This is a genomic window from Pseudoalteromonas sp. DL2-H2.2 (genome assembly GCF_021532535.1).
Classification (GTDB): Bacteria; Pseudomonadota; Gammaproteobacteria; order Enterobacterales; family Alteromonadaceae; genus Pseudoalteromonas; species Pseudoalteromonas rubra_A.
The window spans coordinates 83769-97744 of record NZ_JAKGBD010000012.1 but is presented as its reverse complement, the minus strand read 5'-3'; the positions used below and the strand labels follow the sequence as shown (position 1 = coordinate 97744).

At 51.0% G+C, this 13976-nt stretch carries 14 protein-coding genes; 6 read left to right on the top strand and 8 right to left on the bottom strand.

Annotated features, from left to right (window positions below; all coding sequences use genetic code 11):
• Window positions 1–17: 17 nt before the first annotated feature.
• Entirely contained in the window at window positions 18–1454 is a 1437-nt protein-coding gene (gene sthA / locus L1285_RS18335; RefSeq protein WP_235413623.1) for a Si-specific NAD(P)(+) transhydrogenase, read from the top strand.
• A 25-nt stretch (window positions 1455–1479) separates the two neighbouring features.
• Here the strand turns inward: sthA and L1285_RS18330 are convergent, their stop codons facing one another.
• Both L1285_RS18330 and L1285_RS18325 read right to left on the bottom strand, forming a co-directional pair.
• Window positions 1480–2730, bottom strand: a complete 1251-nt coding sequence (locus tag L1285_RS18330; protein WP_235413622.1) for a hypothetical protein — start codon at window positions 2728–2730, stop codon at window positions 1480–1482.
• Complete coding sequence (locus L1285_RS18325; RefSeq protein WP_235413621.1) at window positions 2723–3385, bottom strand: methylamine utilization protein; 663 nt, start codon at window positions 3383–3385, stop codon at window positions 2723–2725. The genes L1285_RS18330 and L1285_RS18325 overlap by 8 nt, the downstream gene beginning before the upstream one ends.
• A gap of 172 nt (window positions 3386–3557) precedes the next feature.
• Between L1285_RS18325 and L1285_RS18320 the strand changes: the two genes are divergently transcribed.
• Entirely contained in the window at window positions 3558–5615 is a 2058-nt protein-coding gene (locus L1285_RS18320) for a glycoside hydrolase family 97 protein (RefSeq protein ID WP_235413620.1), read from the top strand.
• 40 nt (window positions 5616–5655) lie between these two features.
• On the opposite strand, the gene L1285_RS18315 is transcribed toward L1285_RS18320, so the two are convergent.
• Complete coding sequence (locus L1285_RS18315; protein ID WP_235413619.1) at window positions 5656–6819, bottom strand: MFS transporter; 1164 nt, start codon at window positions 6817–6819, stop codon at window positions 5656–5658.
• Between the two features lie 80 nt (window positions 6820–6899).
• On the opposite strand from L1285_RS18315, the gene L1285_RS18310 reads away from it, so the two are divergent.
• On the top strand, window positions 6900–7706 hold the full coding sequence (locus tag L1285_RS18310) for an AraC family transcriptional regulator (RefSeq protein WP_235413618.1): 807 nt from the start codon (window positions 6900–6902) through the stop codon (window positions 7704–7706).
• Here the strand turns inward: L1285_RS18310 and L1285_RS18305 are convergent.
• Window positions 7703–9019 (bottom strand): InlB B-repeat-containing protein, encoded by a 1317-nt coding sequence (locus tag L1285_RS18305; protein ID WP_235413616.1) that lies wholly within the window; start codon window positions 9017–9019, stop codon window positions 7703–7705. The two genes, L1285_RS18310 and L1285_RS18305, sit on opposite strands and share 4 nt — an antisense overlap.
• Before the next feature lie 228 nt (window positions 9020–9247).
• Here L1285_RS18305 and L1285_RS18300 point away from each other — a divergent pair, with 228 nt between their 5' ends.
• Window positions 9248–9901 (top strand): XRE family transcriptional regulator, encoded by a 654-nt coding sequence (locus tag L1285_RS18300; RefSeq protein WP_046004940.1) that lies wholly within the window; start codon window positions 9248–9250, stop codon window positions 9899–9901.
• Window positions 9902–9961: 60 nt separating this feature from the next.
• Here the strand turns inward: L1285_RS18300 and trpS are convergent, their stop codons facing one another.
• From trpS to rpe, 3 genes are read right to left on the bottom strand one after another with little or no spacing between them, the layout of a single operon-like run.
• A complete protein-coding gene (gene trpS, locus L1285_RS18295; protein WP_235413615.1) occupies window positions 9962–10966 on the bottom strand; it encodes a tryptophan--tRNA ligase in 1005 nt (334 codons plus the stop codon).
• A 24-nt stretch (window positions 10967–10990) separates the two neighbouring features.
• A complete protein-coding gene (locus L1285_RS18290) occupies window positions 10991–11656 on the bottom strand; it encodes an HAD-IA family hydrolase (protein WP_235413613.1) in 666 nt (221 codons plus the stop codon).
• Window positions 11656–12345 (bottom strand): ribulose-phosphate 3-epimerase, encoded by a 690-nt coding sequence (gene rpe, locus L1285_RS18285; protein ID WP_046004937.1) that lies wholly within the window; start codon window positions 12343–12345, stop codon window positions 11656–11658. The genes L1285_RS18290 and rpe overlap by 1 nt, the downstream gene beginning before the upstream one ends.
• A gap of 176 nt (window positions 12346–12521) precedes the next feature.
• On the opposite strand from rpe, the gene L1285_RS18280 reads away from it, so the two are divergent.
• Both L1285_RS18280 and L1285_RS18275 read left to right on the top strand, forming a co-directional pair.
• Complete coding sequence (locus L1285_RS18280) at window positions 12522–12821, top strand: hypothetical protein (RefSeq protein WP_046004987.1); 300 nt, start codon at window positions 12522–12524, stop codon at window positions 12819–12821.
• A 128-nt stretch (window positions 12822–12949) separates the two neighbouring features.
• Window positions 12950–13135: a DUF2970 domain-containing protein gene (locus L1285_RS18275; RefSeq protein WP_235413611.1), complete on the top strand. Its 186-nt coding sequence runs from the start codon at window positions 12950–12952 to the stop codon at window positions 13133–13135.
• Between the two features lies 1 nt (window position 13136).
• On the opposite strand, the gene L1285_RS18270 is transcribed toward L1285_RS18275, so the two are convergent.
• Window positions 13137–13967: a Dam family site-specific DNA-(adenine-N6)-methyltransferase gene (locus tag L1285_RS18270; protein WP_235413609.1), complete on the bottom strand. Its 831-nt coding sequence runs from the start codon at window positions 13965–13967 to the stop codon at window positions 13137–13139.
• Between the last annotated feature and the right edge of the window lie 9 nt (window positions 13968–13976).

The window sequence follows — 13976 nt, the reverse complement described above, 5'->3', positions numbered from 1 at the left end:
TTATTTAAGGTGAGGCCGTGACTAAGAAAACCTCCACAAAAGTACCCACGCAACAAGCATCCTACCAGTATGATGCGATCATCATTGGCACAGGCCCCGGCGGTGAAGGTGCCGCCATGAACCTGTCCAAAAGCAATCGTAAGGTTGCCGTGATAGAGCGGCAAAAGGATGTCGGTGGCGGCTGTGTACACTGGGGCACTATCCCGTCCAAAGCACTGCGCCACTCCGTCAGCCGTTTAATCGAATACAAAGCCAACCCACTGTTTCGCTTTAGCGAGCGCCCGCAACGCCTGACCTTTCAGGATATTTTGCACCATGCCAGTGACGTGATCAGCAAGCAATCCAGCCTGCGTTCCAGCTTTTATGACCGTAATCGTATCCATTTATATCAGGGTGATGCCACCTTTGTTGACGCCCATACCATTCAGGTGCAGCATCTGGACGGCTCACAGGAGCTACTGACTGCACAAACCATAGTGATTGCGACCGGCTCTCGCCCTTATCGTCCACCCGGCGTCGACTTTAACCACCCACGCGTCTATGACAGTGATACCATTTTAGACTTAACCCACAACCCGCAACGGGTGCTGGTTTACGGTGCCGGGGTGATCGGCTGTGAGTATGCGTCTATCTTTAAAGGCCTGGGCGCCAAAGTGGATCTCATCAACACCCGCGATCGACTGCTGTCGTTTATGGATGACGAGATCTCCGATGCACTGAGTTACCACTTCTGGAACAGTGGCATTGTGATCCGCCACAATGAAGAATTTGCTAAGGTTGAAACCCAGGACAAAGGTGTCGTACTGCACCTGCAATCCGGAAAAAAGGTCAAAGCAGACTGTATTTTGTGGGCCAATGGCCGAACAGGTAATACCGACGCACTGAACCTCGACGCCATCGGCCTCAAAGCCGACAGCCGTGGTCAGCTCAAAGTCAATGAGCATTACCAGACAGAAATCGACAATGTTTATGCCGTGGGGGATGTGATTGGCTACCCAAGCCTGGCCAGTGCGGCCTTTGATCAGGGTCGTATTGCAGCGCACGCCATTGTTCATGGTAAGTGCGATGACCGCCTGATCACCGACATTCCAACCGGGATTTACACCATTCCGGAAATGAGCTCAGTGGGCAAAACCGAACAACAGCTGACCGCCGCCAAAATCCCGTATGAAGTTGGCCGGGCGCAGTTCAAACACCTGGCACGCTCGCAGATCACCGGCACCGAAGTCGGCTCACTTAAGCTGCTGTTTCATGCTGAAAGCAAAGAAATCCTTGGGATCCACTGTTTTGGTGAGCGCGCCTCGGAGATCATTCACATTGGCCAGGCCATTATGGAACAAAAAGGCAAAGGCAATAACGTCGAGTACTTCGTCAATACCACCTTTAACTACCCGACTATGGCTGAAGCCTACCGGGTCGCTGCACTCAACGGCCTGAACCGGTTATGTGACTAACCTTGACCACATTTGGGCTGCGCGGTTAAAAGCGCAGCTCAGCACTGGCGCGCCACAGTTGTTCTATTTGCCTCGTCGGTACTGTAAAATCGGCGCGATTTGCCACCTTAGACTCCAGATATTGAAATTCCATTCCGACATGCCAGTGCTCACTTAGCTGCCAGCGACCAGTCAGCGTCACCGCACCTCCCTCGCTGGTATTCGGGTCAAAATCCCAGAAGTCTCTGTCTTTGACGTCAAACTGCTCTACCCGCCCACTGACACGGTAATCCTGCCATTTGTGGGTCAGCAGAATAAACTGGCTGCTGAAGTCGTTATCCACCCCACGGCGCTTGCCCATCGCGGTATTACCGGCCATAGCCTGCATCACAAGGTGTGTTGAGCGAGTGATCTTGAAGCGGTAAGCCGCACTGTAAAATTTGGTATCCCAGGCATATTGTCCGGTGTGATAGTTTAATACACTCGGGTCGCCGTTATTGTCGTACCAGTACAGGCGTAGCGTATGGCGCTTCTGATAATCCCAGTGCGCACCAAGGTAATAGCCAAACCGACCATCCACCTCAGTAAAGGGCTCCGTACGCCACGCCTGTTTCGCCAACGGCGGCGCGTTTAGGGCATTAATGGGCGCAAACGCAATGGCTTCGTTGAACACACTTTGCCGGTCGTGCACAGCCCAGCCACGCCAGGCCAGCAAAGTCCCGGCCGGATCATTGCCCTTATACAAGGCCCCAACCAGCTCCCAGTTGTGGCCTGTACGCTGGCGTCGCGACAATCGGTTATCGCTGTGCTTAAAGCTCACTTCCGTACCAAAGGTGCGGATCTCCTCACCAAGCCAGGCATTAATGGCACTGTAACTGTAATTGTAGGGAGACGACCAGCCGATATCCGGGTTTTCCAGCGACATTCGCGGATAAAAACCACCAAAGCGGGCCTGCCACTGCTTAGGCCCTTTATTCAGGGTGTGGTACTGAGCAAACAGCTCGGTAAAACCCAGTTTGCTATTAGGATCAGGTACATATTGTGCGCTGGCCAGTAGTGACCAGGTGCTACCCAGCTCCGTGCGCAAGTCAATAGCTGCTCTGCTTAGATTCAGTCGCTGGGACTCAGTACCAAAGCGGTTAACTGATACGCCCCGGTTATACCAGGCGGCATATTCACTGTTGCTTTGCCAGCTTGCCTGAAGCGCGCCCTTATACTGAACAGTGTTTGCCTGTGCCGCAGCACTGAACAATGTACTGAGACTTGCCAGTGTCAGCCAGTGAAGTGATTTATTCATAGTCATCAAACTCATCGCTGAAATCGTCCTGGAACATGCCGAGCGCCTGGCGCAATTGCACGTTAAGTTGCTCGCCCGCTTTGACTACCGACAACCGCTCACTTTGGGGCTTGTCGAGATCAACAAACCCTTCATGCCAGACTTTCAACTCGACGTTGTTGAGCTGCCCCGCAGGTAATGAAATCTGTGCCTTGCCCTGTGCATCCGTCACGGCAAAGTGGGTTGAATCAACCACCAGAATGTACCCCAGCATCCAGTCATGGATATTACATCCCAACTCAACGGCGCCGGTCGCTGCAAAGGTCAGCGCCTGAGGCTGGTCGCGGTAAAGCTTAAACTCGAAGGTTTTTGCGGGGGAAAACGAGTAAACATGGTGCAAAATCGAATCATAGTTAGGAAAGGACACTTGCGCTTGCTTAGGCACAATCAGCAGGTGTGGTGTAAACGCCCGGTTTTTTTGGCCCATTTTATAACTGCGCTTGAGGACCTCGGCGTCGTCTGCCAGACCTTGCCCGGTTAACCACACCGCAGCCCCAGGCAGCGCCTGGCCTTGATTATCCAGCACCTGTACTGAAAGCTGCCCAGCCACTGCGCTGGTTGCAGCCAGCAACAAGGCAGTCACAGACAGACTAAGAATATGTTTTAATTGAATCATTGCCTAAAAGCTCCTTGCGGTCTGGGTTTAGTATAGGCCACAGATGTAGACCGGACGACTGTTAGTTTCCATTCATCGCATTTTCAAACTGAATACGTATGCAGACAGTTCATCCCCCGTGAAGGATAACAGTATGCTAAACGCTCACTCACATTTGCAACCGAGATAGTTTATGCGATTAGTCTTCAGTGCAACAGGCATTGCCGCCACCCTGGTAGCCGGATTATTTACCAGTGCTACATACGCTGCGACACACAGTGTCAGCTCACCCGATGGTAAACTGACCTTTCAGATCAGCGATGATCATAGCCAACCCAGTTACCAGGTCACCTTTAACAATAAAGCGGTGATCAACCCCTCCAGGCTGGGCTTTGATTTTGCCCGGGCACCGTCATTACGTGATGGCCTGACTATCAGCAGCACCCAACGCAACAGCGCAGATGAGCGCTGGCAACAACCCTGGGGTGAAGCACGAGAAATACGCGACCATCACAACGAGCTGGTCGTGACTCTGGCTGATAGCCAGTCAAAACAAGCTCAATATCAGCTCAGAGTACGGGTGTTTGATGACGGCATTGGTTTTCGCTACGAGGTTGCACACGATTCTGCCCGTTATATTACCCGGGAGCTGACCGAATTTGCTGTCGCTGACAGCGATAAAGCCACTGCCTGGTGGATCCCGGCCCGCGGCTGGAACCGTTACGAGTACACGTATAAAACCACCCCACTTCACGATGCGGCCCATGTCCATACCCCGTTCACACTCAAGAACAAAGATGGCGTACACGTCAGTATTCACGAAGCAGCCCTGGTTGATTATGCTGCGATGACTCTGAACCAGCGTCGCCCCGGTACGTTTATCAGCGACCTGACGCCCTGGTCAGATGGCATTGCGGTAAAAACCAACGGCCAGTTTAACACCCCCTGGCGAACGATCCAGGTGGGCGCACAGGCCACTGACTTACTCAACTCCCGCCTGATCTTGAATCTTAATGAGCCTAATAAGTTAGGCGACGTATCCTGGGTGGAACCGGGTAAATACCTCGGCATTTGGTGGGGCATGCACATCGGCAAAAACACCTGGGGCAGCGGTGAAAAACATGGCGCAACCACAGAGCGCACCAAAGAGTATCTGAGCTTTGCCGCCGAGCATGGCTTTGATGGCGTACTGGTGGAAGGCTGGAATACCGGCTGGGACGGCGACTGGTTCTACAATGGTGATGTTTTCAGCTTTACCGAGGCGTATCCGGATTTCGATTTAGATGCCATTGCCAAACATGGCGAACAAGTGGGTGCCCGCCTGATAGGTCACCACGAAACCTCAGGGAATGTCAGCAATTATCGTGACCAAATGGCAGATGCCTTTGCTCTGTACGAAAAAGCGGGTGTCCGTCAGGTGAAAACCGGCTACGTGGCCGATGGTGGCAACATCAAACGCATTGATGAACGTGGCCATGCCCGTTTTGAATGGCACGATGGTCAGTTTATGGTCAATGAGTATCTGGACAATGTAAAACTGGCGGCCAAGCATAAGATCAGCATTAATACGCATGAACCAATAAAGGATACGGGATTACGCCGCACCTACCCAAACTGGCTGACCCGTGAAGGCGCACGTGGTCAGGAGTTTAACGCCTGGGGCACTCCACCGAATCCGCCTGAGCACACCACTATGCTGGCCTATACCCGTATGTTGTCAGGTCCGATGGACTTTACCCCGGGCATTTTTGACATGAGTTTTAATGGTCTGGGCGATAAAACCAACCGGCCACAAACCACCCTGGCAAAACAACTGGCCCTTTATGTGGTGCTGTACAGCCCGGTACAAATGGCCGCCGACTTGCCGGAAAACTATCTGGCCAGAGCGGATGCCTTCCAGTTTATCAAAGACGTGCCGGCAGACTGGGAGCAGAGTATCGCGCTGGCAGGTGAGGTAGGCGACTATGTGGTGTTTGCCCGAAAAGAGCGTAAACGCGGCAAGTACTCAGGCAAAGACTGGTATTTAGGTGCCATCACCGACGAGCAGGCCAGAAGCATTGACGTCAAGCTCGATTTCCTTGAGCCGGGCCAGCGCTTCGAAGCCCAGATCTATCAGGATGGCCCTAAGGCGGAGTGGAAACACAACCCCTATGATCTGAGCATTCAAAAACAGATTGTCACGGCACAGGATACCTTAACGCTGAAGCTGGCCACCAGTGGCGGCACCGCTATCCGCTTTAAGGCCCTTTAAAGCACGCATGAAAAGCCGCCCGCACCGGGCGGCTTTTTTATCAGGCCGTCGCTTTTTTGAGATGCGGGGTAATAAACTGACTCAGCAGCAAAGAACACCCAGCAAGTGCAGCGCCAAAGTAAAACACCAGAGACTGATCATACAGCCACACCACGCCAAAACTGGCCGGGATCACCACCGCGGCAATGTGATTGATGGTAAAGCTGACGCCTGCAGTGGCCGCAATGTCCTCCGGCTGAGCAATTTTCTGGAAGTAGGTTTTCAGTGCAATGGCCATAGCAAAAAAGATATGGTCGACCACGTACAATACCGCCGCCAGCTGAGCCGACTCCACCAACGCATATCCCACAAACACCAAAATTAAGCCGGAATATTCCAGGGTCAGTGCCTTTTGCTCACCGATACGATTGATCATCTGGCCGATTTTTGGGGCAACGAAAATATTCACAACATGGTTGAGCATATACAGCGCGGTGATCTCGGCCACATCAAAACCAAACTTTTCGACCATCAGAAAGCCGGCAAACACCATAAAGATCTGCCGACGGGCACCGGAGAAGAACGTCAGAATGTAATACAGGCTGTATTGCTTTCTCAGGATCAGCTTTTTATGCTGGGTCGCCTGCTGAACAAAGTGTGGGTGTGTTGCTGCCATAAATAATGTCAATGCCAGTCCAGCCCCGCCAAATAGTAAGTACACCCAGACATAATCGGTGGCCAGCCAGGTGAATGCTACCCAGATCAGGCCAAAGGTGACCAAAGAGGCCATAGATTTAATCGACAGCAGTCGACCTAACTGCTCCGGCGCTTCTTCCTTAGAAAACCATTGCAGACTCAGCGACTGATTAAGCGTTTCGAAATAGTGAAAGCCGATCGACATCAGCACTGTTGTGGCATACAGGCCATATACGCTGGGGAAAAACCCCGTCAGTGCGACCCCGATTGACAACAAACATAAACTCACTAGCGCAAAGGTTTGTTCCTTCAGCACCAGCAACACAAACACCGCCGTAAACGCCAGGAATCCGGGGACTTCACGTAGTGACTGCAACATGCCGATGTGGGCGCCGGTGAACGCGGCCTGTTCAATCGCAAAGTTATTAAGTAAGGCATTCCACGCAGAAAACGTCATTGCCATGACAATGGTCGCCAGTACCATAAAACTCATCGGCGAAGGCACAAAGAGTCGGGTTGGTTTTTTCATTCACAGTCCTTAAGCACATTGATTGCCGTTATTAGCACGGTTAGTATATGAGCTAGGCACGCTGGCTAATATGGAAAATCATGACACAAAGTTTATCAAATCGGACAGATGCTTCCTGGCGCAGTGTATCCAGCCGGTTTAAACGTAAGACACTGGACCGGCCCGTCTTCCCGCGACCTACCACAATGCCCGCCAATGAGCACGTACGGGCACATAGTCATCACTGGGGGCAGATCACGTACATCAGCGATTCGGTCATGACCATTTTTACGCCACAGGGCACCTTCGTCATCCCGCCACAGCAGGCGTTGTGGATCCCACCCAACCTGGAGCATGAAACCTTCTGCCGCTATGGCGGACATTTTCGCAGTGTCTATATCGATGAAAAGTATGCTGAGATCTTGGGCGACCAGGCAAAAACCCTGGTGGTTGATCCCCTGCTCAAAGAAATGATCCTGACCATCTGCACCTGGCCCGAAGACTATCCGCTCGATGATAAAACTGAGCGCTTTATCCAGGTGTTTATCGACAGACTGGAGCTGGCGCCCACCAGTGCGTTTTTTATTCCCAAAGCGGATGATCAGCGGCTGCTGCCGATAGTCAGTGAACTCTACGCTAACCCGGGCTGCACGCTCACGCTTGAGCAATGGGGTGAGCAGGTAGGGGCATCGGCCAGAACCCTGAATCGCCTGTTTCACAAAAGCTTTGCCATGAGCTTTAGCCAGTGGAAGCAAAAGCTCAGGGCGCTACGCGCGGTAGAGATGCTCACCGCCGGTGAAACCCAGCAGGTCATCGCCCAGCAGCTGGGCTTTGAATCCAGTTCGGCATTTAACAGCGCGTTTAAAAAGTTCTTTGGTACCACCCCTCGCCAGTACCTAAAACGTTAGGGCTGATTATTCACATACAACGCCTGTAATGGTCCCGTTTCCAGCCAGGCACGCATCAGCTGACTTTGGCTCAGTGAAAACATTTTCTGTCCATTGTCATAAACGTTGGTACTCATAAAGTTCATGGTCAGATCCGCATTCACGCATTCCGTCTGCACAAGTCCGTCACAGCTCAGGTGACGGTGGGTGTTTTGGTCATTCCAGGGGGGATTAGTATGACCAATTAGGCCCAGGAAATGACCCAGCTCATGGGTCAGGGTTTTGCCCTGATCATAATTCGGCTCTCTTGGTGCAATGGTGCCAAACAGCCCTTGCTCTATCGACACCCCAATATATTGTTCAGGTGCTATGCCCGGGACATGCGCCCTGCCCGCAAGGACAGGCTCATTAAAGCGGGTGCGTGAGATGCCCACCCAGATATTAATGTAGCGATCTGTCGGCCAGGCATCCGAACCGCCGGCATCGCTGCGGGCAAATGGGTACCCTTCCAGTGCAAAGACACTGGCCGTGGCATCGACCCTCACGATCCCTGAGTGAGGCTGGCCATCCGGATCTGTATCGGCCAGATAAAACTGGATCCCGGTGTCTGCAACAAAGGGAGTATAAGTTTCGGGAATGGTCTCGATTTCAGCACTATTTTTGCCCCGAAAATGCAAATTGGTCGCCCGTAGCTGAGATAGGATCTGCTCATCGCTGAGTTCAAAATAGCCATTATCCAGCACATGTACCACGACCGGTAAGCGGATCCGCGTTACTGACTCAGGGTCGGGAAGATAAGGTAAGAATAACGCACTCACTGTGCAGGCCCCCGTCACCTCAGAAATACGATAACGACCTTCTGTTAGCGCCCCATTACAACCTCCGACGCGCTCCAGAATATGGTCACTGTTGGGTGTGAAGACAAACTCAGCGGCACTACCATAAGCCACCTGCTGAGAGCTGGTATCCACATTCCCTCCCTGACTGACGGTTGCATCCAGGCGGTAACGAATAGGCGAAAAACGTGCAGTCACCTGACAGTTTTGCTCGACCCGCTCCACCTTGTAAGCCACGCCGGTGCGCTTGCCCGCGCAACCACTTAGCTCGGTTAGCTCATAACCAGCCTGGGGTTTCGCGACAAACTCAGCGGTTTTGCCCTTGCTAACCTTTAACTCTGCGGGTTCCAGTGCCCCCCCCCCTGCACTGAGTGTTGAGACAGTCAGTAACTGCGGTGTTTCATTCACCGGCGGATTATCATCACTGCCACCTGAGCACCCGGTCAATGCGCTCAGTGTCATCACCAGTACCCAGTGACCCGTCGAAATATAATTCATCGTTCCTTCTCCATTATCTTATGGCGTTGAAAAATCCAACAGTACCTAGCTTATTATAGGTACGCTGTGCCCGTAAACTGTTATGTCACTGGTTAAAAATGTCGCAATTTGTTACCCGTACAGTGAACACTGGGCAGACTTTGCGCAATTGAGCCGCCTGTGCTGTACAGTCACGCAAGAGCCAAGTACTCTGAGCCTCTTTCTTCGTTGTAACCTGTATGGGGTGTCATGAGCACAGCATTTTCACGCCGATTTACTACCTTGATCGACCAGTTTAGCGCCGGCAACAAACGCCAGTTTGCGCAACTCACGGGTAAGTCTCCTTCACATATTTATCGTATTTGCCGTGGCCTGAGCCGTCCATCGGTGGCTTATCTGGAGCATTTGTATAGTTTATTCAATATCGATTTGAACTGGTTGCTGACCGGCGAACAGCCTGCTGAGCAATCCGCAGTGAGCGGCTCTGGAGACATGCTAATGGTGCCTAAGCTGGATGTGGAAGCCAGTGCCGGTTTTGGTAGCATCAATGGCAGTGAAGATATCACAGAGCAGTTTGCCCTGAATAAGCGCTGGCTTAGCACTCAGCTGGGCGTGCACAGTGAACAACTGGCGTTTGTGACTATTCGCGGTGACAGTATGCTGCCAACTTTACAGCACGGCGACATGGTGCTGGTTGATTTAAGCCAGCGTGACGCGAACAAACGGGGTGTATTTGTGCTGCAAACCGAAGATGGTCTGATGGCTAAACGCTTACAACAGCACCGGGATCATATTAGCGTTGTGAGTGATAACCCAGAGTACCCGGCCTGGCAGATCCATGCCGACAATGCGCAGCAGCATGGTATTGCAGGCAGGATAGTCTGGTGTGGCCGCAGTATGTGATCCATATACACAAAAAAGCCAGCAGAGTTGCTGGCTTTTTTGTGTTAGTGAGCAGACTGATTACGGGCGTGGGATGAAGCCCACTGCTTCATAAGCGGCTTTTAGCGTTTGCTCTGCGCGAGCCCCTGCTTTTTCAGCGCCATTACGCATGATCTGATCCAGTAATGCCTGGTCTTCGCGGATCTCTCTGAAGCGCGCTTGCATCGGCTCCAGCATCGCCACAACGGCATCGGCGGTGTCTTTTTTCAGGTGGCCATACATTTTGTCTTCGTACTCAGGCACCAGATCGGCCACATCACGCTTGGTTGCCACTGACAACAGAGTCAGCAGGTTAGAAACGCCTGGCTTCTCTTCCCGGTCAAAGTAAATACGCGCCTGCTCATCTGAATCCGTCACGGCTTTTTTAAGCTTTTTCTCAATCTTCTTCGGCTCATCCAGCAGCATGATATACGCATTGGGATTATCGTCCGATTTAGACATTTTCTTTAACGGATCCTGTAAGCTCATTACCCGTGCACCCAGCTCAGGAATATACGGCTCAGGTACTTTGAATACGTCGCCATATAGGTTGTTAAAGCGCGTTGCGATATCACGAGTCAGTTCCAGGTGCTGTTTCTGATCTTCTCCCACAGGGACCTGATCGGCCTGATAAAGCAGAATATCCGCAGCCTGAAGTACCGGATAAGCAAACAAGCCCACATTAACATTGTTGGTGTTTTTCGCTGACTTGTCCTTAAACTGAGTCATGCGGTTCAGCTCGCCCATTTGCGCATAACAATTCAATACCCAACTTAACTGAGCATGCTCTGGTACCTGCGACTGGACAAACAGCGCCGATTTTTCAGGGTCGATACCACAGGCAGCATATAGCGCGATACCATCTAAAACGCGATCACGCAGGACACTTGGCTCCTGACGTATTGTGATGGCATGCAAATCAACCAGCATAAAGAAACAATCATGATCTTCCTGTAGCTTAAGCCACTGGTTAATGGCACCCACATAATTGCCTATTGTCATACCACCGGTTGGCTGAATGCCACTTAACACTACTGGTTTAGTCATTGTGTTCCTTTACTCCTATCTAGTTTAAGGTCGATTTAAAATGGGGATTATATCCAAGAAGCCCTCACAGAGGTACTCTGGATTAAACTGGGTCAGGTCCAGCCCTTGATTGTACCCATATTTAAGTGCAATCACAGGCATTTTTGCAGCCTGAGCGGCCAGAATATCACTTTTTGAGTCACCCACCATGATGGCATCTTGCGGTGCGATATTTAGTTGCTCACAGGCAGACAACAGCGGCTCAGCAGCTGGCTTTTTAGGGCCATCATCGCCACATACCACCACATCAAAGTGCGTGCTCAGATTCAGGTTATCAAGCAATTGCAGCGTAAATTCGCGGCTTTTATTGGTTACCACAGCCTTGGGGACATGGCTGAATGCAGCCAGTACTGTTTCGACATTGGCGTAGAGCAAAGAGTACTGACCTACCAGCGCCCGATAATGTCCGGCAAAGCGTTCTTGTGCTTCGGCCACCAAACGCGGCGGTAATTCTGCGTTAATCTCATTGCTACCACTGAGACCACGGTGTACCAATACATCAATGCCATTACCTACCCACTCAAGCACCTGAGTGCGGCTGACCACCGGAAAAGCCACTTCCGTCAGCGTTAAATTCAGCGCCATATACAAGTCATGTGCACTGTCGACCAAAGTGCCATCGAGGTCAAATAGAATACCCTGGTAATGCATTAGCCCACCTTAGCGAGCTCTGAGCGCATCGCATCAATGACTGTCCGATAGTCTGGTTGATTAAAAATCGCTGAGCCGGCAACGAACATATCGGCGCCAGCCTCTGCCACCTCTGCAATGTTGTCGACTTTTATGCCGCCGTCGACTTCGAGACGAATTTTGCGGCCACTGGCTTCAATACGCTCACGTACCTGACGTAGCTTATCGAGCGTCTGAGGAATAAAGCTTTGTCCGCCAAAACCCGGATTCACAGACATCAGCAGGATCTGATCCACTTTGTCCATGACGTAATCGAGATAATGCAGTGGCGTTGCCGGGTTAAGCACCAATCCGGCCTCACACCCTTGCTCCTTAATCAGTGCCAGGCTGCGATCAATATGTTCACTGGCTTCAGGGTGGAAGGTAATAATATCAGCACCCGCTTTGGCAAATTCAGGGATCAAGCTGTCCACTGGCTTAATCATCAGGTGAACATCAATGGGGGCTGTGATGCCATAATTACGCAGCGCCTCACAGATCATCGGACCAAAAGTCAGATTTGGCACGTAATGATTGTCCATCACATCAAAGTGCACAACATCCGCACCCGCAGCCAATACTTTGGCGACGTCTTCACCCAACCGAGCAAAGTCGGCAGACAAAATGGACGGTGCAATTAAGAACTCGGATTTATTATTGTTCTGCGACATACTACCCCCTGAAACAAAATGTCAGCGGCTACTGTAACCCATCTGAACGCTAAAAACACCTGATTGTTAGCGGGACATATTTTGCGAGCAGTGGCACTTTTTACAGGACAAAGCGATTGTTTAATAAATATCCATAGTGTATTATTTAAGGATAACTATTCACTGGGGATATGGTTATGTTAGGTCGGCTTAAAACACGGACGCTTTTGCTCACGGCTGCGGTAGTCTTATCTGCTGGCGTGGTGTCATTCAATGGCGACGATACCTTAATCGCAAAAAACGATATGTGCCAATGCTCTACCACTGTGGCCAGTCAGCATGCGCAAGCAAATGTATGCAAACTAGAGTCACACACCAGTTGGTATGCCTGGTTAACAGGTGGCAGCAGCAATGCACAGTTTCATTATCTTGATTTGCTGGAACTGTTGTTGGGTTCTGGTGACGAGCAAACGGCGAGCCAATTTTCACAATTCTAATCATCGATACCAACGCACTTAATATGGTCACGCGTTTTTGGCGCGTCGTTAAGACAAGTCGTTAAGACAAGTTGATATTGATGCACTATACTGAGCGGTATCTTAGTTCACACAGGAGCCAGGACGCCGTGACAGAACGATTCTTTATACTTATTCAGAGTGTACTTGCTGCTATGTTTGGTGTGCAGAGCCAGGCCAAATATCGTGTCGATTTCAGCCAAAAACACTTTTGGCCCTTCGCCTTGCTGGCCGTGTGCTTTGTCATCGCACTGGTGGTCACGTTAGCCTGGTTCGTTAATTCGGTTGTATTGTGACTTAATCGTGATATAGGGCCATCAGCTCGTCGACGCGATTACGCCCCGACCCTTTGGGACTGATGGTTCTTTTTACCTGGATCACATCCAGCTGAGCCTGACTGTATATCTTGCGCGTCAATACTGTGTCATGGTTGGAGATAAGTACCGGCGTTTGCTGCTCGAAGGCGGCCTTTTCTGCCAGGTTGGCGAGCTCTGCCTGATCATCCAGGTTAAACCCTCCTTTAGCATAGGCGGTAAACGACGCCGTTTTGCTTAGCGGCACATAAGGTGGATCGCAATACACAACGGCATTATCCGGCACACGCTTAAAGACCTGCTCGTAGCTCAGGCAGGTAAAGGTGGCTTGCTGTGCTTTCTCAGAAAAAAAGTACAACTCATTTTCCGGAAAGTAAGGACGTTTGTATTTACCAAAGGGCACATTGAAAATCCCTTTGAGATTGTAACGACACAGCCCATTGTAACCGTGGCGATTCATGTATAAGAACAGAATGGCCCGCTCATATACATCCACACTTTCATTAAACTGCTGACGATACGCATAGTAAGCGTCCGGATGGTTGTTCAGATCGACAAATAACTTTCTGGCATCACTGATAAACTCGTCGGGCGTGCGTTGCAGCTCTTTGTAAAGGTTGATCAGATCGGCATTGATATCATTAAGTATATAGTGCTTGAAATGACTGTTGAGAAAGACAGAACCAGCCCCAACGAAGGGCTCCACCAGAGTTTCGGCCTCTTCATTTGCGGCTTGCAAGCGCTTGGTAATTTCTTCCACCAAGGCGTATTTTCCACCTGCCCATTTTAGAAAAGCTCTGGTCTTTTTTTGCATGATCTGACT